This is a genomic window from Pseudomonas sp. IB20 (assembly GCF_009707325.1).
Lineage (GTDB): Bacteria > Pseudomonadota > Gammaproteobacteria > Pseudomonadales > Pseudomonadaceae > Aquipseudomonas.
In genome coordinates, this window is record NZ_CP046103.1 from 561,907 (window position 1) to 583,891 (window position 21,985).

Annotated in this window: 15 protein-coding genes and 2 pseudogenes; 13 read left to right on the top strand and 4 right to left on the bottom strand. The window is 61.3% G+C overall.

Going from position 1 to position 21,985, the window contains the following annotated elements; all coding sequences use genetic code 11:
- Positions 1-299 precede the first annotated feature (299 nt).
- From rpsF to GJU48_RS02535, 10 genes and pseudogenes are all read left to right on the top strand, one after another.
- Complete coding sequence (rpsF, locus tag GJU48_RS02490) at positions 300-722, top strand: 30S ribosomal protein S6 (protein WP_003217491.1); 423 nt, start codon at positions 300-302, stop codon at positions 720-722.
- 28 nt (positions 723-750) lie between these two features.
- On the top strand, positions 751-981 hold the full coding sequence (gene rpsR, locus GJU48_RS02495) for a 30S ribosomal protein S18 (protein ID WP_003171373.1): 231 nt from the start codon (positions 751-753) through the stop codon (positions 979-981).
- 36 nt (positions 982-1,017) lie between these two features.
- Positions 1,018-1,911 (top strand): YybS family protein, encoded by an 894-nt coding sequence (locus GJU48_RS02500; RefSeq protein WP_094950959.1) that lies wholly within the window; start codon positions 1,018-1,020, stop codon positions 1,909-1,911.
- Positions 1,912-1,929: 18 nt separating this feature from the next.
- Positions 1,930-2,376 (top strand): 50S ribosomal protein L9, encoded by a 447-nt coding sequence (gene rplI / locus GJU48_RS02505; protein WP_003171376.1) that lies wholly within the window; start codon positions 1,930-1,932, stop codon positions 2,374-2,376.
- Between the two features lie 110 nt (positions 2,377-2,486).
- Complete coding sequence (gene dnaB / locus GJU48_RS02510; protein WP_064450415.1) at positions 2,487-3,881, top strand: replicative DNA helicase; 1,395 nt, start codon at positions 2,487-2,489, stop codon at positions 3,879-3,881.
- A gap of 180 nt (positions 3,882-4,061) precedes the next feature.
- Positions 4,062-6,365 (top strand): YgiQ family radical SAM protein, encoded by a 2,304-nt coding sequence (locus GJU48_RS02515; protein WP_094950958.1) that lies wholly within the window; start codon positions 4,062-4,064, stop codon positions 6,363-6,365.
- A gap of 366 nt (positions 6,366-6,731) precedes the next feature.
- A pseudogene (locus GJU48_RS02520) lies at positions 6,732-7,271 on the top strand (NAD synthetase); the annotation flags it as partial.
- Positions 7,272-7,657: 386 nt separating this feature from the next.
- A complete protein-coding gene (locus GJU48_RS02525; RefSeq protein WP_094950955.1) occupies positions 7,658-10,948 on the top strand; it encodes a transglutaminase family protein in 3,291 nt (1,096 codons plus the stop codon).
- A gap of 158 nt (positions 10,949-11,106) precedes the next feature.
- Positions 11,107-13,593 (top strand): circularly permuted type 2 ATP-grasp protein, encoded by a 2,487-nt coding sequence (locus GJU48_RS02530; protein ID WP_094950954.1) that lies wholly within the window; start codon positions 11,107-11,109, stop codon positions 13,591-13,593.
- Positions 13,593-14,483 carry a transglutaminase family protein gene (locus tag GJU48_RS02535; RefSeq protein WP_094950953.1) on the top strand — a complete coding sequence of 297 codons (891 nt, stop codon included), beginning with the start codon at positions 13,593-13,595 and terminating at the stop codon, positions 14,481-14,483. Before GJU48_RS02530 ends, GJU48_RS02535 begins: the two co-directional genes overlap by 1 nt.
- 46 nt (positions 14,484-14,529) lie before the next feature.
- Here the strand turns inward: GJU48_RS02535 and GJU48_RS02540 are convergent, their stop codons facing one another.
- The gene (locus GJU48_RS02540; protein ID WP_064450422.1) at positions 14,530-14,712 is read right to left on the bottom strand and encodes a hypothetical protein; all 183 of its coding nucleotides are present in this window, start codon (positions 14,710-14,712) and stop codon (positions 14,530-14,532) included.
- A 333-nt stretch (positions 14,713-15,045) separates the two neighbouring features.
- On the opposite strand from GJU48_RS02540, the gene azu reads away from it, so the two are divergent.
- A complete protein-coding gene (gene azu, locus GJU48_RS02545; RefSeq protein WP_094950952.1) occupies positions 15,046-15,492 on the top strand; it encodes an azurin in 447 nt (148 codons plus the stop codon).
- Positions 15,493-15,653: 161 nt separating this feature from the next.
- Here the strand turns inward: azu and nadE are convergent, their stop codons facing one another.
- From nadE to GJU48_RS02560, 3 genes and pseudogenes are all read right to left on the bottom strand, one after another.
- Positions 15,654-16,481 carry an ammonia-dependent NAD(+) synthetase gene (nadE, locus tag GJU48_RS02550; protein WP_094950951.1) on the bottom strand — a complete coding sequence of 276 codons (828 nt, stop codon included), beginning with the start codon at positions 16,479-16,481 and terminating at the stop codon, positions 15,654-15,656.
- A 3-nt stretch (positions 16,482-16,484) separates the two neighbouring features.
- A pseudogene (gene pncB, locus GJU48_RS02555) lies at positions 16,485-17,693 on the bottom strand (nicotinate phosphoribosyltransferase).
- Between the two features lie 195 nt (positions 17,694-17,888).
- On the bottom strand, positions 17,889-18,779 hold the full coding sequence (locus GJU48_RS02560) for a LysR family transcriptional regulator (RefSeq protein ID WP_094949737.1): 891 nt from the start codon (positions 18,777-18,779) through the stop codon (positions 17,889-17,891).
- 154 nt (positions 18,780-18,933) lie between these two features.
- Between GJU48_RS02560 and amaB the strand changes: the two genes are divergently transcribed.
- Both amaB and amaA read left to right on the top strand, forming a co-directional pair.
- Entirely contained in the window at positions 18,934-20,424 is a 1,491-nt protein-coding gene (gene amaB / locus GJU48_RS02565; RefSeq protein WP_094949738.1) for an L-piperidine-6-carboxylate dehydrogenase, read from the top strand.
- Between the two features lie 174 nt (positions 20,425-20,598).
- Positions 20,599-21,882, top strand: coding sequence for an L-pipecolate oxidase (gene amaA, locus GJU48_RS02570; protein WP_094949739.1), 1,284 nt, complete (start codon positions 20,599-20,601; stop codon positions 21,880-21,882).
- Positions 21,883-21,985: the final 103 nt, after the last annotated feature.

The following is a 21,985-nucleotide window of genomic DNA, read 5'->3' on the forward strand; positions in this document are numbered from 1 at the left end:
GCGTGGGAATGCCTCTTGTGACGCTCGCGTTTTTGGCGCTTCGCGTCATGCTTTTGATGCGCACGCGAAGCATCCAGGGCGGCGTTCCAACGCAGAGCGTGGAAACGATCGCCTGAGCGCGTGGTGATTGTTCAAATAATCACCAATCACCTTGCGCGGTTTCTCCCCCTTCTCTACAATTGCGCCCCTTGCCTTCCTGGCAGGCACCTATGTGCCTCCCTGCGGCAAGATCCATAAGTGTCATTCACTCCTTGTCTGACCGTTTTTGAGCGGCAGGCTACAACCCGTAAGGAGCATTCATGCGTCATTACGAAATCATCTTTTTGGTCCACCCGGATCAAAGCGAGCAAGTCGGCGGCATGGTTGAGCGTTACACCAAGCTGATCGAAGAAGACGGCGGCAAAATCCACCGTCTGGAAGATTGGGGCCGTCGTCAACTGGCCTACGCAATCAACAATGTTCACAAGGCTCACTACGTGATGCTGAACGTTGAGTGCACTGGCAAGGCCCTGGCCGAGCTGGAAGACAACTTCCGCTACAACGATGCAGTGATCCGTAACCTGGTCATCCGTCGCGAAGAAGCCGTTACCGGCCAATCCGAGATGCTCAAGGCTGAAGAAAACCGCAGTGAGCGCCGTGAGCGTCGCGACCGTCCTGAGCACGAAGGCGCTGAAAGCGCTGATAGTGATGACAGCGACAACAGCGACAACGCTGACGAGTAATCCACGGACCTTTTAAGGAGCCTATCAAATGGCACGTTTCTTCCGTCGTCGTAAATTCTGCCGCTTCACCGCTGAAGAAGTGAAGGAGATCGATTACAAAGATCTCAACACTCTGAAAGCCTACGTATCCGAGACCGGCAAAATCGTTCCAAGCCGTATCACCGGTACTAAAGCACGTTATCAGCGTCAGCTGGCCACCGCTATCAAGCGCGCCCGCTTCCTGGCCCTGCTGGCCTACACCGACAGCCACGGCCGCTGAGACCGGGCAGTCGACAAGTAGTAAGGGATTGAATGCATGCGCGCCTTAGCTGAGTTCATCATGCGCGGTCGCCTGCAGGCCACTCTGGTAGTGGCTGGATGTGCGGCATTGCCGTTGCTTTATTGGTTGGGTGCTGCCGCGGGTTGCCTTGTGCTGCTGCGGCGCGGTTTGAAGGACGCCCTTGGCGTTCTTGCCCTGGGTTTGTTGCCGGCCTTGATCTGGTGGCTGCAAATGGGTGATCCACGGGTACTTCTGGTACTGCTGGGGTCATCGAGCCTTGCGTTGGTTTTGCGCGCAAGTGAGTCCTGGGCCCGCACGCTGCTGGTCAGCGTGGCATTGGGGTTGGTGTACTCAGTGATGCTTGGCGCGGCTTTCCGCCCGCAAATCGAGGCGCTGTCGCAGGAAATCGTCAAGATCCTGCCGCTGGCCCTCGGGGATCTCTACCAGCAATTGTCGGTAGATGAGCGAGCGCGGTTTGCGTCACTGATTGCCCCGGTCCTGACCGGCCTGATTGCGGCATTGTTGCAGATCGTCAGCGTGCTGAGCCTGATTCTTGGGCGTTATTGGCAGGCGTTGTTGTACAACCCGGGTGGTTTTGGTCGCGAGTTTCGCAGTATCAGAATCCCCGCGGGGCCGGCGATGTTGCTGCTGGCGTGCATGGTTGTCGGGCCGAACTTCGGCCCACAGATGGCCGTGCTGGCGCCGATTTGCAGTGTACCGCTGGTGTTTGCCGGGCTGGCCCTGATTCATGGGCTGGTGGCGCGAAAGCGCCTGGCCAAGTTTTGGCTGGTGGGGTTGTACGTGACGCTGTTGCTGTTCATGCAGCTGATCTATCCGTTACTCGTGGTTTTGGCCATTGTCGACGGCCTGATTGATTTTCGCGGTCGTCTGGCGTCGAAAGACGCCGATAACGCGAACGGTGAAGGTTAAAAGTTAGAGGATTTTCACATGCAACTGATCCTTCTGGAAAAAGTCGCCAACCTGGGCAACCTGGGCGACAAAGTGAACGTTAAGGCCGGCTACGGTCGTAACTACCTGCTGCCATACGGCAAAGCCACCGCTGCAACCGCTGCCAACCTGGCTGCGTTTGAAGAGCGTCGTGCTGAGCTGGAAAAAGCAGCAGCAGACAAAAAAGCTTCGGCCGAAACTCGCGCTGCCCAACTGGCTGAGCTGGAAGTGACTATCACTGCCACCGCCGGTGACGAAGGCAAGCTGTTCGGTTCGATCGGCACCCACGACATCGCTGATGCACTGACCGCCTCCGGCGTTGAAGTGCAGAAGAGCGAAGTTCGTCTGCCGAACGGCACCATCCGCAACGTAGGCGAATTCGATGTAGCCGTGCACCTGCACGCCGAAGTTGAAGCCACCGTACGCGTTGTAGTGGTAGCAGCTTAAGCCGCACCTAACTGACTGGCACCTCGCGTGTCAGCCGGTTAACATCGGGCACGATCCTGTTTACAGGTCGTGCCTTTTGTTTTTCTACGATTCCCCAATTCCAAGTGGCCATGAACGATATTTCAGCTCCTGAGCAATATGATCTGCAAACCGCTGCCCTGAAGGTGCCGCCGCATTCCATCGAGGCCGAACAGGCCGTGCTCGGTGGCTTGATGCTGGACAACAACGCCTGGGAACGCGTGCTGGATCAAGTCTCGGACGGTGATTTCTATCGCCATGACCACCGCCTGATTTTCCGCGCCATCGCCAAGCTGGCCGACCAGAACTCGCCAATCGACGTGGTGACCCTGGCCGAGCAGTTGGACAAGGAAGGCCAGACCTCCCAAGTCGGCGGCCTGGGCTACCTGGGCGAACTGGCGAAAAACACGCCATCGGTCGCCAACATCAAGGCTTATGCGCAGATCGTTCGTGCGCGGGCCACGTTGCGCCAGTTGATCGGCATCGCCACCGAGATTGCCGACAGCGCGTTCAACCCGGAAGGCCGCACCGCTGAAGAGATTCTTGATGAGGCCGAGCGGCAGATCTTCCAGATCGCCGAGGCTCGGCCAAAAACCGGCGGCCCGGTCAGCGTCAACGACCTGCTGACCAAGGCGATCGACCGTATCGATACCCTGTTCAATACCGACAACGCCATCACCGGCCTGTCCACCGGCTACACCGACCTCGACGGCATGACCAGCGGCCTGCAGCCGTCTGACCTGATCATCGTCGCTGGCCGTCCATCCATGGGTAAAACCACCTTCGCGATGAACCTGGTGGAGAACGCCGTGTTGCGCAGCGACAAGGCCGTACTGGTTTACTCCTTGGAGATGCCAGGTGAATCGCTGATCATGCGTATGTTGTCGTCCCTGGGCCGCATCGACCAGACCAAGGTGCGTGCCGGTCGCCTGGAAGACGACGATTGGCCGCGGCTGACCTCGGCGGTCAACCTGCTCAACGACCGCAAGCTGTTTATCGACGACACTGCGGGCATCAGCCCCTCGGAAATGCGCGCGCGTACCCGACGCCTGGTGCGCGAGCACGGCGACATTGCCCTGATCATGATCGACTACCTGCAGTTGATGCAGATCCCGGGTTCCAGCGGTGACAGCCGAACCAACGAGATCTCCGAGATTTCCCGCTCGTTGAAGGCCCTGGCCAAGGAATTCAACTGCCCGGTGGTTGCCCTGTCGCAGCTCAACCGATCCCTGGAGCAGCGCCCGAACAAGCGCCCGATCAACTCCGACTTGCGGGAATCCGGAGCGATCGAGCAGGATGCTGACGTGATCATGTTCGTATACCGGGACGAGGTGTATCACCCGGAGACCGAGCATAAAGGCATCGCTGAAATCATTATCGGTAAACAGCGTAACGGCCCGATCGGCACCACGCGCCTGGCCTTTATCGGCAAATACACCCGCTTCGAGAACCTCGCGCCGGGTAGCTATAACTTCGACGACGAGTAAAAAGTCGTCCCGCCAATTCCGACTGCAAAGGTCGGAATTGGTCTCCTCGCGCCGGGTAGCTATAACTTCGACGACGAGTAAAAAGTCGTCCCGCCAATTCCGACTGCAAAGGTCGGAATTGGTCAAGATTTGTGCTATATTCCGCGCCCGCGATTTTTCATCTCAACACCGGTCATCGTCATGCAAACAGCCAAGCCGTTATTTGACTATCCCAAGTACTGGGCCGAATGTTTCGGTCCTGCGCCATTCCTGCCGATGAGCAGGGAGGAGATGGATCAGCTTGGCTGGGATTCCTGCGACATCATCATCGTCACCGGTGATGCGTATGTGGATCACCCGTCTTTCGGCATGGCCATCATCGGCCGGCTGCTGGAGGCCCAGGGCTTTCGCGTCGGGATCATCGCCCAGCCGAACTGGCAGTCCAAAGACGACTTCATGAAGCTCGGCGAGCCGAACCTGTTCTTTGGCGTCGCGGCCGGCAACATGGACTCGATGATCAACCGCTACACCGCCGACAAGAAAATCCGTTCCGACGACGCCTACACCCCAGGCGGCATGGCCGGCAAACGCCCGGACCGCGCGAGCTTGGTGTACAGCCAGCGTTGCAAGGAAGCCTACAAGAACGTGCCGATCGTGCTCGGCGGCATCGAAGCCTCCCTGCGCCGTATCGCCCACTACGACTACTGGCAGGACCGTGTGCGTAACTCGATCCTGATCGACGCCACCGCCGATATCCTGCTGTACGGCAACGCCGAGCGGGCTATCGTCGAAGTCGCCCAGCGCCTGTCGTGGGGCCACAAGATCGAAGACATCACCGACGTGCGCGGCACCGCGTTCATTCGCCGTGACACGCCGGCGGGCTGGTACGAAGTGGACTCCACGCGTATCGACCGCCCGGGCAAGGTCGACAAGATCATCAACCCGTACGTGAATACCCAGGACACCCAGGCCTGCGCCATCGAGCAGGAAAAGGGCCCGGTGGATGATCCTGAGGAAGCCAAGGTCGTACAGATCCTGGCCAGCCCGCGCATGACCCGCGACAAGACCGTGATCCGCTTGCCATCGGTAGAAAAAGTCCGTGGCGACGCGGTGCTCTACGCTCACGCCAACCGCGTGTTGCACCTGGAAACCAACCCAGGCAACGCCCGCGCCCTGGTGCAGAAGCACGGTGAAGTGGACGTGTGGTTCAACCCGCCGCCCATTCCGATGACCACCGAAGAAATGGACTACGTGTTCGGCATGCCTTACGCACGTGTTCCGCACCCTGTGTACGGCAAGGAAAAAATCCCGGCCTACGACATGATCCGTTTCTCGGTGAACATCATGCGAGGCTGCTTCGGCGGCTGCACCTTCTGCTCGATCACCGAGCACGAAGGCCGGATCATCCAGAACCGTTCCGAAGAGTCGATCATTCGCGAGATCGAAGAGATCCGCGACAAAGTGCCAGGCTTCACCGGCGTGATCTCCGACCTCGGCGGCCCGACCGCGAACATGTACCGCATCGCCTGCAAGAGCCCGGAAATCGAATCCGCGTGCCGCAAGCCATCGTGCGTGTTCCCGGGCATCTGCCCGAACCTGAACACCGACCACTCGTCGTTGATCCAGCTGTACCGCAGCGCCCGTGCGTTGCCGGGTGTGAAGAAGATTCTGATTGCCTCCGGCCTGCGCTACGACCTCGCGGTCGAGTCGCCGGAATACGTCAAAGAGTTGGTGACCCACCACGTCGGTGGCTACCTCAAGATCGCCCCGGAACACACCGAGGAAGGTCCGCTCAACCAGATGATGAAGCCGGGCATCGGCAGCTATGACAAGTTCAAGCGCATGTTCGAGAAGTACACCAAGGAAGCGGGCAAAGAGCAGTACCTGATTCCTTACTTCATCGCCGCCCACCCGGGCACCACCGATGAAGACATGATGAACCTGGCCCTGTGGCTCAAGGGCAACGGCTTCCGTGCCGACCAAGTGCAGGCGTTCTACCCGTCGCCGATGGCCACCGCCACCGCGATGTACCACTCGGGCAAGAACCCGCTGCGCAAGGTCACCTACAAGAGCGACTCGGTGACCATCGTCAAGAGCGAAGAGCAGCGCCGTTTGCACAAGGCCTTCCTGCGCTACCACGATCCGAAAGGCTGGCCGATGCTGCGTGAAGCATTGACCCGCATGGGCCGTGCCGACCTGATCGGGCCGGGCAAAGACCAGTTGATCCCGCTGCACCAGCCGGCCACCGACAGCTACCAGAGCGCCCGTCGCAAGAACTCGACGCCGGCCGGCAGCCACAAGGTCGCCAAGGAAACCACCACCAAGATCCTCACCCAGCACACCGGCCTGCCGCCACGTGGCAGCGACGGCAGCAACCCGTGGGACAAGCGCGAACAAGCCAAGGCTGCGGCCATGGTGCGCAACAAGCAGGCGGCCAAGGAGCGCGCCGACGCGGCTAAGGGCAAGGGCGGCAAGCCTGCGCGCAAGCCGGTCGTGCCGCGTTGATCGCAGCCTGAACATGCAAAACGCCAGCCTCGTGCTGGCGTTTTGCTTTCTAGCGGGTGGGTAGGCCGTTTGTTAAGGTGGCGCGCATTAGATTGCTATCGCAGGCAAGCCAGCTCCCACAGTGGACCGCATTGCAACGTTGAAACCCGGTCAACTGTGGGAGCTGGCTTGCCTGCGATGGGGCCGGCCCGGCCACCGTCACTTTCAAGGAAGAACACTTAAGGTGGCGCGCATTAGATTGCTATCGCAGGCAAGCCAGCTCCCACAGTGGACCGCATTGCAACGTTGAAACCCGGTCAACTGTGGGAGCTGGCTTGCCTGCGATGGGGCCGGCCCGGCCACCGTCACTTTCAAGGAAGAACACTTATGAGCAACCCCCTGCTCAGCATCGGCATGGACTCCAACCGCTCGCAATTCATGGCGCGCCAGCGCATTGAAAGCGAACTTAACCTGCCGCGGATATTTGCCGCCATCGACGCCGACCCCAACATCGTCGGTGCAGGCGTGGTGTATATCGACGCCGACTTCAATGTCGTCACCCTGCGTGAGTTCAAGCCCATCTGCAGCATTCAGCCCAAGCGCATCATTGTGCGTGAGGCGCAGAAATACGTCGCACCGGCGCAGTTTGCAGACCAAGTGATGAACAATGCGCGCGAGTCACGGTTGATCAGCGAAGCCTTCAACACCACCTTATCCTGCGGAGGAGCGGTGCTGGGTTGGCTGGTGATGTTAAGTGGCACCATCGCGGTGCCGTTCAGCGGTGGCGCCAGTTCAGTCATCACGGTCATTGGCTACACCAGCGCCACCGCCAGCACGGCGTCCTGCCTGATGGGGGCATTTCGCACCCGCAATGAGATCGTCAACCCTGGCATGAATGACTATCTGGATAATGAGGAGTGGTACCAGGCCCATGGTCAGCTTTTTTGTGGTGTGCCTGCTGGTGGTGCTTCCGACGCTGCAATTTCACCCTCACTGGTTTATCTACAGTGAAAGCCTGTTCTGGCCATTGCTCGGGTTGTTGCTGATCAACAGCAAGGGCTATCGGGCGATGGTCAGGAAGTTGGTTGAGGTGCGGCGCCTGCGGACGGCGGCCAAGGCTGCTTGACTGGGTAGATTCACCACCCAGCCTCGCACGCACGCCACAAATATGTGCAACCCTTGCACCACGGCCCCCACGTTGGCGCCGTTTTGGTGCTGTACTGCACCGGGTCTTACGATAAAGCGCAATGACGGCCGCTCTGGCATAAGTCTTGCGCGCTTTGTTTCCATGCCCTGGCTCGCAGGAGGCCGCCGTGTCGATTCATGTCGCGTTGCACCACGTTACGCATTACCGCTATGACCGCGCTGTCGAACTCGGCCCACAGATTGTGCGTTTGCGCCCGGCGGCCCATAGCCGCACGCGGATTTTGTCCTACGCACTCAACGTGCTGCCCGAGCAGCACTTCATCAATTGGCAGCAGGACCCGCAGGGTAATTACCTGGCACGCCTGGTGTTCCCGGAAAAGACCGATGAACTGCGCATCGAAGTCGACCTGGTCGCCGAGATGGCGGTGTTCAACCCGTTCGACTTTTTCCTCGAACCCTACGCCGAAAAAATCCCCTTCAGCTACGCCACCGATGAGCAGCGCGAGCTGGCGCCGTACCTGGAAACCCTGCCGCTGACGCCGAAGTTTGCTGCCTACCTGGCCGGTATCGACCGCACACCCTTGCCGGCCGTGGATTTCCTGGTCGGGCTCAACCAGCGTTTGGCCGCTGATATCGGCTACCTGATCCGCATGGAACCGGGCGTGCAAACCCCGGAATTCACCCTGGAAAACGCTTCCGGCTCCTGCCGCGACTCGGCCTGGCTGCTGGTGCAATTGCTGCGCAACCTGGGGCTGGCGGCGCGCTTTGTGTCGGGCTACCTGATCCAACTGACCGCCGACGTCAAAGCCCTCGACGGCCCGTCTGGCACGGAGGTGGACTTCACCGACCTGCACGCCTGGTGCGAGGTGTACTTGCCCGGCGCCGGCTGGATCGGCCTGGATGCCACTTCCGGGTTGTTCGCCGGTGAGGGTCATATTCCGTTGGCCTGTAGTCCCGAACCATCTTCCGCCGCCCCGATTAGTGGGCTGGTGGAACCCTGCGAGTGCGAATTTACTCACGAAATGTCGGTGGAGCGCATCTGGGAGGCACCTCGGGTTACCAAGCCCTACACCGAGGAGCAATGGTTGGCGATCCAGGCCCTCGGCCGGCAGATCGATGCCGACCTGCTCAAGGACGATGTGCGCCTGACCATGGGCGGCGAGCCCACTTTCGTCTCCATCGACGACCCCGACGGCGCCGAGTGGAACACCGCTGCGCTGGGGCCGGACAAGCGCCGCCTGTCCGCCGAGCTGTTCCAACGCATGCGCAAGCACTACGCACCCAAGGGGCTGGTGCATTTCGGCCAGGGCAAGTGGTACCCCGGCGAGCAACTGCCGCGCTGGTCGCTCAACTGCTACTGGCGCCGCGACGGCGTGCCGATCTGGCACAACAGCGCGCTGATCGCCGATGAGCAAGAGGATTACGGCGCCGACGGTGTAATGGCCGGGCGCTTCCTGGCCAGCGTCGCCGAGCGCCTGAAACTGCCGGCGCGCTTTGTGTTTCCGGCTTTCGAAGACAACTTTTACTACTTGTGGCGCGAAGGTGCGCTGCCGCAAAACGTCACCGCCCAGGACCCGCGCCTGAGCGACGACCTGGAGCGCGAACGCCTGCGCAAAGTGTTCAGCCAGGGCCTGGATAAAGTCATCGGCCAAGTGCTGCCACTGGCGCGTACGGCGGCCAATGATCGCTGGCAGAGCGGGCGTTGGTACCTGCGCGACAACCACTGCCGCCTGGTGCCGGGGGATTCACCGTTGGGTTATCGCCTGCCGTTGGCCTCGCAGCCTTGGGTGACGGCGGCGGAGTATCCGTTTGTGCATCCAACCGACCCGAACCAGGATCAACCGCAGTTGCCCTCCACCGAGCAACTGCATAGTCACGGCGAGCCCGCGCCGAGCGATGAGCGCGTACCGAAAGTCGATGAGTCCGCTGACTGGCTGACCCGCACCGCCTTGTGCGCCGAAGCGCGGGAAGGGCGGCTGTATCTGTTCATGCCGCCGCTGGAGCGCGTCGAGGATTACCTGGAGCTGGTGGCCGCCATCGAAGCGACCGCCGAGGAACTGCACTGCCCGGTATTGCTGGAAGGCTACGAGCCACCGTTCGACACCCGCTTGAGTAACTTCCGGGTGACGCCGGACCCGGGTGTGATCGAGGTGAACGTGCAGCCGTCCGCCACCTGGGACGAGTTGGTCGAGCGCACTGAATTCCTCTACGAAGAGGCGCGGCAAACTCGCCTCACCACGGAAAAATTCATGATCGACGGCCGCCACACCGGCACCGGCGGCGGTAATCACTTTGTGCTCGGCGGCGCTACACCCAAGGATTCACCGTTCCTGCGTCGCCCGGACCTGCTGCGCAGTTTGATCAGTTACTGGCATAACCACCCCTCGCTGTCGTACCTGTTTTCTGGCCTGTTTATCGGCCCGACCTCCCAGGCGCCACGGGTGGATGAGGCGCGTAACGACGCGCTGTATGAGCTGGAAATCGCCTTCGCGCAAATGCCCGAACCCGGCGAGGAATGCCCGCCGTGGTTGGTGGACCGCCTGCTGCGCAACCTGCTGATCGACGTGACGGGCAACACCCACCGCGCCGAATTTTGCATCGACAAACTCTATTCGCCGGACGGCGCCACCGGCCGCCTGGGCCTGTTGGAGTTGCGCGCCTTTGAAATGCCGCCCCATGCGCGCATGAGCCTCACCCAGCAATTGCTGCTGCGCGCGTTGGTCGCACGCTTCTGGCGTGAGCCGTATGCGCCGCCGAAACTGGCGCGCTGGGGCACCGAGCTGCATGACCGCTTCGTGTTGCCGCACTTTATCGAGCAGGATTTCGCCGACGTGATTGTCGAGTTGAATGCCGCCGGTTACCCGCTGCGAGCCGAGTGGTTTGCTGCGCACCTGGAGTTCCGTTTCCCCAAGGTCGGCGACTACGCCGTCAGCGGTATCGAACTGGAACTGCGCCAGGCCCTGGAGCCTTGGCACGTGCTGGGCGAGGAGGGCGCAGTGGGCGGCACGGTGCGTTATGTGGATTCGTCGCTCGAGCGCTTGCAGGTGAAGTTGAGCGGGTTGGCGCCGCAACGGTATCTGCTGACCTGCAACGGCATCCCGGTGCCGCTGCAACCGACCGGGCGTGTCGGTGAGTTTGTCGCCGGTGTGCGTTACCGCGCCTGGCAACCGGCCAACTGCCTGCAGCCGACCATCGCGGTACACGCGCCGCTGGTGTTCGACTTGCTCGACACTTGGATGCAGCGCTCGTTGGGCGGCTGTCAGTATCATGTGGCCCACCCGGGCGGGCGCAACTACGACAGCTTGCCGGTGAATGCCAACGAAGCCGAGAGCCGGCGCATGGCGCGGTTTTTCCGCTTGGGGCATAGCCCGGGTAAGCTGGCGGTGCCGACCGTAGTGATCAACGACGAATTGCCCATGACTCTGGATCTGCGGCGTTTTCCCAATAAAAATGACTGAACCCAATCCAAATGTGGGAGCTGGCTTGCCTGCGATAGCGGTGTATCAGCCAGCCAATCAAGTGCCTGGAAAACCGCCATCGCAGGCAAGCCAGCTCCCACATTAGATTGCAGTGAATTTGAGTTAATCTGACTTCCCTTGCCTCTGCCGAGCGTTCCATGCCCGACTTGCTCGACCGTTACCCGCTGACCGCGGGCACCTATCACGAACTGCTGGACGACAGTGGCGCGGTGCGTGCCCATTGGCAGCGCTTGCTCGATCACCTGCAACGCAGCACGCCCGCGCAGTTGGCCCAGCGCCAGGCGCTGCTGACCCGGCAGATCCAGGAAAACGGCGTGACCTACAACGTCTACGCCGACCCCAAGGGCGCCGATCGCCCGTGGGAACTGGACCTGCTGCCGCATGTGCTGGCCTTTGACGAGTGGCAGCACCTGTCGGCCGGCATCGCCCAGCGTGCGCGCCTGCTCAATGCGGTGTTGGCCGATTTGTACGGCCCGCAGCGCCTGATCAAAGAGGGTTTGTTGCCGGCGGAGTTGGTATTCGGTCACAACAACTTCCTGTGGCCGTGCCAGGGCATTCAGCCGCCCGACGGTGCATTTCTGAACCTGTATGCCGTGGACCTGGCGCGCACCCCGGATGGCCGTTGGTGGGTCACCGCCGACCGCACCCAGGCGCCGTCGGGCGCTGGTTATGCGTTGGAAAACCGCACCATCGTGTCCCGCGCCTTCCCGGACTTGTACCGCGACTTGCAAGTGCAGCACCTCACCGGTTTCTTCCGCACGTTGCAGGAGACCCTGGCCCGTCAGGCGCCTAGCGACGACCAGCCGCCGCTGATCGTGCTGCTCACGCCGGGGCGTTTCAACGAAAGCTATTTCGAACACCTCTACCTCGCACGCCAGCTCGGTTACCCGTTGGTGGAAGGCGGCGACCTCACCGTGCGCGACAGCACAGTGTTCCTGAAAACCCTCAGCGGCCTGCGCCGGGTGCACGCGATCATGCGCCGCCTGGACGACGACTTCTGCGACCCGCTGGAGCTGCGCACCGACTCGGCCCTCGGCGTGCCTGGCCTGCTCGATGCGGTGCGCCAAGGTAATGTACTGGTGGCCAACGCCCTCGGCAGTGGCATGTTGGAGTCCCCAGGTTTGCTCGGCTTTTTGCCGAAGATCAACCAGTTCCTGTTTGGCGAAGAATTGATCCTGCCGTCCATCGCCACCTGGTGGTGCGGTGAGGCGCCAGTGCTGGCTGAGGCTTTGGAGAAACTGCCCGAGCTGCTGATCAAACCCGCGTTTCCGTCGCAAAGCTTCACGCCGGTATTTGGCCGCGACTTGAACGACGAACAACGCCAGGCCCTGGCCGAACGCATGCGTGCGCGGCCTTACGCGTATGTCGCCCAGGAGCTGGCGCAACTGTCCCAGGCACCGGTGTGGCACACCGTCGATGACCATTTGCAACACCGCGCCATCGGCATGCGTGTGTACGCGGTGGCCAGCGATGAAGGCTACCGTGTACTGCCCGGTGGCCTGACCCGTGTGGCCGCCGAGGCCGATGCCGAAGTAGTGTCGATGCAACGCGGCGGCGCGAGCAAAGACACCTGGGTGCTCGGCGAGCGCGCTGCCGGCGGCGAGCAATGGCGCGCGCAACGGCCGATTGGTGCCCACGATTTGGTGCGCCGCGATCCGTACCTGCCGTCACGTGTGGTGGAGAACTTGTTCTGGTTTGGCCGTTACTGCGAACGCTGCGATGACAGTGCGCGCTGGCTGCGCATCGTGCTGGCGCGTTATGTCGACGGCGACGACCCACTGGCGTTGCAGGCGGCGGTCGAGCTAGGTGAGACCCTGCGCTTGCTGCCGGAAGAGGGCGAATTGCCCGAGCGCCTGCTCGCCGCCTTGCTCGGCGATGATTGGCCGTCGAGCCTGCGCGCCAACCTGCAACGCCTGCAGTGGGCCGCGTCTCAGGTACGCGGCAAGTTGTCCCGGGAAAACTGGCAGGCCTTGGTCGAGCTGCAACGCGAAGCCATGGAGCTGGAAAGCGAAACGCCGGACTTCGGTGAGCTGCTGGATTTTCTCAACCGTCTGGTGATGTCCCTGGCGGCGCTCTCCGGGTTTGCCCTGGACGACATGACCCGCGACGAAGGCTGGCGCTTCTTGATGATGGGGCGGCGCATCGAGCGTCTGCAATTCCTGAGCAGCAGCCTTGCGGCGTTCCTGCGCGGCGTGGCGGTGTTTGATCAGGCCGGGCTTGAGTGGCTGTTGGAGTTGGGCAACAGCAGCATCACTTATCGCTCGCGCTACTTGGCGGTGCCGCAGTTGATCCCGGTGCTCGACTTGTTGCTGCTGGATGAGCAGAACCCGCATGCGGTGCTGTTCCAGCTGAAACTGGTCAGTCGCACCTTGCGTCGCCTCAACGATGACTTTGGCGTGCCTCGGGAAACTGGCCTGGCGCCGTTGGTGGAGCGCTTGGCGCGTTTCGACCTGGGCTGCCTGGAGAACCCGTTGTTCGGCGAGTCCAGCGTGCGTGCCGCGTTGGATGGCCTGGCTGACCTGCTGCAAGCGGTGGCCGATGAGAGTGGGCAAGTGTCGGATCGCCTGGCCTTGCGCCATTTTGCCCATGTGGATGATGTCAGTCAGCAAACGGTGTCGGTGTGATGAGTGCGCGCTACCAAATTTTCCACGATACCCATTACCACTACGACAGCCCGGTGTCCCTGGCCCAGCAGCTGGCGCACCTGTGGCCACGGCCGTGTGCCTGGCAGCGTTGCAGTTCGCAGCAATTGGAGATCAGCCCGGAGCCGACAGCGCGGCGTGATGAGCTGGACGTGTTCGGCAACCCGATCACGCGCCTGGCGTTCGAACGGCCCCACGATGAGCTGCTGGTGAATGCCGGGCTGACCGTCGAAGTGCTGGCGCGGCCTGCGCTGGATTTCCAGCAGTCGCCGGCCTGGGACCAGACCCGCGACAGCCTGACCTACAGCAGCCAGCCACTCTCAGCCGAACTGATCGAAGCCTGCCGCTATCGCTTCGAATCGCCCTACGTGCACCTGAAAAAAACCTTCGTTGAGTTTTCCGAAAGCTGTTTTCCACCCGGCGAGCCATTGCTGCTTGGCGTGCAGGCATTGATGCAGAAGATTTTCAGCGAGTTCACCTTCGATGCCGAAGCCACCCAGGTCGCCACGCCGTTGGTGGAGGTGCTGGAGCGCCGACGCGGCGTGTGCCAGGACTTCGCCCACCTGATGCTCGCCTGCCTGCGCTCGCGTGGCCTGGCGGCGCGGTACATCAGCGGCTACCTGCTCACACAGCCACCGCCCGGCCAGCCACGGCTGATCGGCGCCGATGCGTCCCATGCGTGGGTCTCGGTGTATTGCCCGGTGTTGGGCTGGGTAGATTTTGATCCGACCAACAATGTGCAGCCGGCCCTGGAGCACATCACCCTGGCCTGGGGCCGTGATTTCTCTGATGTGTCGCCGTTGCGGGGGGTGATTCTGGGAGGTGGGAGCCATGACCCGGAGGTGCGGGTGACGGTGATGCCGCTGGAATAGGGGTGGGTTGGGGTGAGCAGGGAGGGCCTGCTCACCTCAACAGAATTTATTCCGCCGGGTCTTTCGGTGTCTCAGTCTCATCAGTCGCCACTTCACCTTCAGCATCCGGGTTCAGTGCGCCAGCTTCTTCATCTGCAGTGGCTTTCTTGCGTTGCAGCTTTTCCTCTTTCTTCTGCTCCTTGGCCAAGTCTCTCTGACGTTTGGCGAAGGAGTAATTAGGTTTGGCCATGGGCGATCCTCTAGGGTCGAAGGTGAGGGTGGGGCGGCGCGCAGCTGCCTTGGGTCGCTATGGTAGCAGCTTAGCACCTCGCTTGGCCTTCACTTACCGCAGGCGTACGCGGCCAGCAGGCCGTTGAACAGTTGGTTGAGGTGCATGGCGCAGGCTCCAAGGGGGGTGAGCCGATCATAAACCGCGGGCCGAAGGTTGGCTGGTAGATTGTGTTGATCAGTCTGATAGCCTAAAGTTGTATACAATCTGTTGATTCAGATCATAAGAATTTAAGCCTGCTTGAGGCAACCTTGTCGCAATATGCGTTTATTAAACCCTGCCTTGGAGATTCACATGTTTGCCAAACTCGTTGCTGTTTCCCTGCTGACTCTGGCGAGCGGCCAGTTGCTTGCTGCAGAGTGCAAGGTCACCGTCGACTCTACCGACCAAATGTCCTTTAACACCAAGGCCATTGAAATCGATAAAAGCTGCAAGACGTTCACCGTTGAGCTGACTCACTCCGGTAGCTTGCCGAAAAACGTCATGGGCCATAACTGGGTGCTGAGCTCCGCCGCCGACATGCCTGGCGTCGCCAGCGACGGCATGGCTGCCGGTATCGACAAGAACTACCTGAAAGAAGGCGACACCCGCATCATCGCCCACACCAAGATCATCGGTGCCGGCGAAAAAGACGCCGTGACCTTCGATGTGTCGAAGCTGGCAGCGGGTACGGATTACGCGTTCTTCTGCTCGTTCCCAGGCCACATCTCGATGATGAAAGGCACTGTGACCGTCAAATAAGCCAACCCTGGTCGAAAAAAAAGCGCCTTGCGGGGCGCTTTTTTGTGGGCGTTGAATACCTTGTGGCGAGCCAGCCCCCCAGGGTGATCCTGGCGAGCCAGCCCCCACAGGGGAGTGCATTCCAACTGTGGGCGCTGGCTTGCCTGCGATAGCGATCTACCTCACGGCGCGAATGGCATGACCCGCTTGTGCTCAGTCTTGCGATACGTGTCGCAGATGATCTTGAACGCTTCCGCGCGCACCGGTTCGCCCTGCAGGAAGGCATCGATTTCGGCGTAGGTCACGCCGTGGGACGCTTCGTCCGGCTTGCCTGGCGACAGGTCTTCAAGGTCGGCAGTCGGGATCTTCTCAACCAACGACTCCGGTGCACCAAAGTGCCGGGCAATGGCGCGTACTTGGTTTTTCACCAGCCCGCTCAACGGCGCCAAGTCGCACGCGCCATCACCGAACTTGGTGAAAAAGCCCATCACCGCTTCCGCCGCATGGTCGGTGCCGATCACCAGGCCGCCGGCCGCGCCGGCGATGGTGTACTGCGCCACCATGCGCATGCGCGCCTTGGTGTTGCCCAGTACGAAGTCACGCGACACCGCCGCCTTGCCTTCAAACGCCGCCACTTCATTGGCCAGGGATTTCACCGCTGGGCCGATGTTCACGGTGTGGCGCTCGTCCGGTTCGATAAAGTCCACCGATGCCTGGGCGTCGATTTCGTCGAACTGGGTTTCGTAAGGCAGGCGTACCGCGATAAAACGGTAGGCCTCATCACCGCTGCTGGCGCGCAGTTCCTGTATCGCCCGTTGGGCCAGCAGGCCTGCGGTCAGGGAGTCAACGCCGCCGCTGATGCCCAACACCAATGCTTTGAGCCCGCAATTGCGCAGGCAATCCTGGATAAAAGCCACGCGGCGGGCAACGTCGGCCTCAAGGGCGGCCTGGTCGTTGAAGGGCGCTTGGACCTTGAGCTGCTGCGCAATCTCACGCTGTACGGCTTGCATGATTCACTCCTTGCTAGGTAGGGCAGGTACTTTAAAAACGTGGCGCAAATAGGCGACGAAATTCGGGTCGGTGCAGTGGGTCTTGCCCGCTTCATCGGAGATCTTCGCGACGGGCTGGCCATTGCAGGCGGTCATTTTAAGCACGATGCTCATCGGCTCAACCCCTGGAATGTCACAGGTCAGGTTGGTGCCGATGCCGAAGCTGACATTAATGCGACCGCGCAACGCGCGGAAAATCTCCAGAGCCTTGGGCAGCGACAGGCTGTCGGAGAACACCAGCGTTTTGCTCATCGGCTCGATGCCGAGTTTGTGGTAGTGGGCGATGGCTTTTTCGGCCCACTGTATCGGGTCACCGGAGTCATGGCGCAGGCCGTCGAACAGCTTGGCGAAGTACAAATCGAAGTCGCCGAGGAAGGGTCGGTGTGATGCAGTCGGTCAGGGCGATGCCAGGCCACGGTATTCGCGTACCCAGCAGTCGAGGGCGGCAATCTGGCTGTCGATCAGGCGTGGGCCGAGTTGCTGGTGGGCCATGATCCATTCGTGGGCCATGGTGCCGAGCGGCTTCATATCGAACTCGCGGGCCAGGTGCACGTTGCTGGTGCCGACAAAGCGCCCGGGGAAATCGTGCTTTAGCACGCTCACCACTTCTTCCTGCACTCGGTACGAGAAGCGTCGGCGCGTGCCGAAGTCAGCCACTTGCAGCTCCGACAGCTCGTCGCTGCTGGCGTTAGCGGTCAGCCAATCGAACTTGCGGTACAGCTGCTCGCGGGCCTGCTCGAGGATCACGGTCTGGTAGCGGTAGCGGTTACGCACTTCGCTGACGATGGCCAGCATTGGCACTTCAAACAGGATCACATGCAGCCATGGCCCGCGCAGGCGGATAAACAGCTCGCCGTTTTCAATGCCGGTTTGCACATAGCGCAGGTTGAAGCGGAACAGCCCGAGGAAGCGCAAGAAGTCCGGCTTCATAAAGCTGATGCGCTCAAGAAAACCAAGCTGGTCGGGGCTCAGGCTCAGTTCGGCGAGGCGCTCGATCTGGTAGCGGATTTCCGCCAGGTACGGGCGCAGGTCTTCACTGTTGCGGCAACGAAACTCCCATTCAACTTCCACGTTCGGGTAGTTGTGCAGCACCGCCTGCATCATGGTCAGCTTGTAGAAGTCGGTGTCGAGCAGGTTCTGCACGATGCGATCGGCAAACACACTCTCGCTCATAACGGGAATCTCCAGACGGGTCGGCGATGGGCGCCGACCTTTACGCACAATTAAGGAATGGCGCTAGTGGCGCATAGACCTGTGGGGTTTTGCCAGTGATTTTTTTGGGAGTGGCCACTGGCGCCATCGCAGCATAGGTATCTACACTGTCAAAATGTGGGAGCTGGCTTGCCTGCAATGGCGGTATTCCTGGCGCTAAACCACTTGCTCCATCATCCACTTCACAAAATCCCGCACTTTGGGCACTTCCGCCGAATGCTCCGGATACGCCAGGTAATACGCATCCTGGCTCGGCAACGCATGCTGCCAAGGGATCACCAGCTTGCCGTCCGCCAGTTCTTCTTCCACCAGAAAGCGCGGCAGCAGCGCCACACCGCAGCCCACCTGCGCTGCCCGAATACACATATAGAAGGTGTCAAAGCGCGGCCCGTGGTAGCTGTGCTCGGTGTGGAAGCCCTGGCTGGCAAACCAGTCATGCCAGCCCTGCGGCCGCGAGGCGTTTTGCAGCAGCACCAGGTCGCTCAGCTGCGTGGGATCGGTGAACGGCTGCGCGGGCAGGCTTTCCGGCGCGCACACTGGCACCAACTCCTCGCTGAACAGTTTCAGGCTCTCGGTGCCGGGGCGTGAGCCTTGGCCGAAGTAGAAGGCCATGTCGGCCTTGCCTTGCAGCAACTCGTCGGGCTCCTGCTCGTTGCACAGGTCCAAATGGATTTGCGGGTGACGCAGGCGCCAGCCCTTGAGGCGAGGCACCAGCCAGCGTGCGCCAAAGGTGTAGGGCGTGGACACGCGCAGTACTTCGGTCTCGCCGCCGTAGGAGCGCAAGTAGTGAGTGGACATCTCCACCTGGGTGAGGATCTTGCGCACTTCCACCAGGTACAAATCGCCCGCCGGGGTCATCTGCAAGCGGCGGCGCACGCGGCGAAACAGCAGGTGCTGGAGCAATTCTTCCAACTGCGCCACCTGTTTGCTCACCGCGCTTTGCGTCAGGTTCAGCTCCTCGGCGGCGCGGGTGAAGCTCAGGTGGCGGGTGGCGGCTTCGAAACACTGCAGGGCGGTGATCGAGGGCAAATGTCTTTTGTTCAGCACGGCACGCCTCTTTTTATTCTATGCATGAATAAACGGAATGATATCTCGCCTAATCGTCGTTTGTTGGCAAGTCTTGGGCCAGCTACAAATAAGGTCTGGATCGCCGTGCGGGCCGCGGCGCAATTTTTCTGTTTGTGGATTGAAGGAGTGACCCATGGTTGCCGCATTGCTTGATCGTCTCGGGGTAAACCCGGCGCTGTACCAGTCGGGTAAACAACCCGTGCATTCGCCGATTGATGGCAGCCGTATCGCTAGCGTGCACTGGGAAGGTGCCGCCGAGGTGGAGCAGCAGGTCAGTCGCGCCGAGCATGCATTCGACGCCTGGCGCAAGGTGCCGGCACCGCGTCGCGGCGAGCTGGTGCGCCAATTTGGCGATGTATTGCGCGAATACAAGGCCGACCTGGGCGAGCTGGTGTCCTGGGAAGCCGGCAAGATCACCCAGGAAGGCCTGGGCGAAGTGCAGGAGATGATCGACATCTGCGACTTCGCCGTCGGCCTGTCCCGCCAGCTGTACGGCTTGACCATCGCCTCCGAGCGCCCGGGCCACCACATGCGTGAAACCTGGCACCCGCTGGGCGTGGTCGGCGTGATCAGCGCCTTTAACTTCCCGGTGGCGGTGTGGGCGTGGAACACCACGCTGGCGCTGGTGTGCGGCAACGCCGTGATCTGGAAACCGTCGGAAAAGACCCCGCTCACCGCTTTGGCGTGCCAGGCGCTCTTTGAGCGCGTGCTGAAGAAATTCACCGATGCCCCCGAGTACCTGAGCCAAGTGATTATCGGCGGCCGTGACGCCGGCGCTGCCCTGGTGGATGACCCGCGCGTGGCGCTGATCAGCGCCACCGGCAGTACGCGCATGGGCCGCGAAGTGGCGCCGAAAGTCGCCGCCCGTTTTGCCCGCAGCATCCTCGAGCTGGGCGGCAACAACGCGATGATCCTCGGCCCAAGCGCCGACCTGGACATGGCCGTGCGCGCCATCCTGTTCAGCGCCGTCGGCACTGCCGGCCAGCGTTGCACCAGCCTGCGCCGGTTGATCGCGCATGAATCGGTCAAAGAAGAAATCGTCACCCGCCTCAAGGCGGCCTATTCCAAAGTGCGCATCGGCCACCCGTTGGAAGGCAACCTGATCGGCCCGCTGATCGACAAGCACAGCTTCGAAAACATGCAGGACGCCCTGGAGCAAGCCTTGAGCGAAGGCGGCAAGGTGTTCGGCGGTAAGCGTCAGTTGGAAGAAACATTCCCGAATGCCTACTACGTGTCACCGGCGATTGTGGAAATGCCCGAGCAAAGCGACGTGGTGTGCACCGAAACGTTCGCGCCGATTCTGTATGTGATCGGCTACAGCGACTTCAACGAAGCCCTGCGCCTGAACAACGCCGTGCCACAAGGCCTGTCGTCGTGCATCTTCACCACCGATGTGCGTGAAGCCGAGCAGTTCATGTCGGCGGTGGGCAGTGACTGCGGCATTGCCAACGTCAACATCGGCCCGAGCGGCGCGGAGATTGGTGGCGCGTTTGGTGGTGAGAAAGAGACCGGTGGCGGGCGTGAATCGGGTTCGGACGCGTGGCGCGGGTACATGCGCCGCCAGACCAATACCGTGAACTACTCGCTGGAGTTGCCGCTGGCGCAGGGTATTACTTTCGACTGATCCCTCAAGTCGCAGTGAGATCAAAATGTGGGAGCTGGCTTGCCTGCGATAGCATCACCTGGGTGTACCTGATGCACCGAGGTGCCTGCATCGCAGGCAAGCCAGCCCCCACAGTTGGTTGGGTTTGCAATTCAAAATAATAGTTGTTTGTTAGGTCCTCTCCGGAGTCTGGCAATGCCATTACGCGAAACGTGTTTATGGGAACACCTCACCCCCGGCCGCCCGGACCGGGCCGCGCTCAAGGGCGAGGTCAAGGTGGATGTGTGCGTGATCGGCGCCGGGATCACCGGGTTGTCGGCGGCTATTCACTTGCTGGAACAGGGTAAAAGCGTCGCCGTGCTTGAGGGCCATCGCACCGGCCATGGTGGTTCGGGGCGTAACGTGGGGCTGGTCAACGCCGGCATGTGGATCCCGCCGGATGAGATCGAAGCCGGTTTTGGCGAGGCGGTGGGCAGCCAGCTCAACCGCATGTTGGGCGCGGCGCCGTCGCTGGTGTTCAGCCTGATCGACAAATACAGCATCGATTGCCAATTACGCCGCGAGGGCACTTTGCACATGGCGCATAACGCCCGTGGCGAGGCGGATTTGCGCAGTCGAGAAGAACAATGGAAGCGCCGTGGCGCGCCGGTTGAACTGCTGACCGGGCAGGCGTGCGAGCAAGCCACGGGCACTAAGAAGATTGCCGCCGCCCTGCTGGATCGGCGCGCCGGCACCTTGAACCCGATGGCCTACACCAGTGGCTTGGCCAATGCGGCGGTCGGCCTGGGCGGGCAGCTTTTCGACCATTCCCCTGTCACCCAGCTGGAACGTCAGGGTTCACACTGGTCGGTGCAGACCGCGCAGGGTTCTGTGCAGGCTGCACAGGTGGTGATCGCCTCCAATGCTTACACCGAAGGCGAGTGGACCGAGCTGCGGCGCAATTTCTTCCCTGGCTATTACTACCAAGTCGCGTCGGCCCCGCTGACCGACGACGCCGCCAAACAGATCCTTCCCGGCGGGCAAGGCTCGTGGGACACACGCCAGGTACTCAGCAGCATCCGCCGCGATGCTGACGGCCGACTGTTGCTTGGCAGCCTGGGCAACGGCAACCAGAAACCGGCATGGTTCCTCAAGGCGTGGGCCGACCGGGTGCAGCAGCACTACTTTCCGTACCTCAAATCGGTGCAGTGGGAATTCACCTGGACCGGCTGCATCGCCTTCACCCCAGACCACCTGATGCGCCTGTTCGAGCCGGCGCCCGGCTTGGTGGCGGTCACGGGCTACAACGGGCGTGGCGTGACTACTGGCAGCGTAGTGGGCAAGGCATTTGCCGACTATTTGTGTCACCAGGACCCCAAGGCGTTGCCGATTCCCTTTGCACCGATGCAGCCGCTGGCCGGAGTGGGCCTGCGCAGTTGCTTGTATGAGGCTGGATTTTCGCTGTATCACGCGGGCCAATGCCTGCGGATCGTGATCTGATCAGCGAAATACATGGCAAAAGCCTGCATTTTCTTAGCAGGCTACTAATCTGTATTGGTGCAAGTCGTAGCAATCACGCACTGTAAATGTGCAGTTCCGTTAC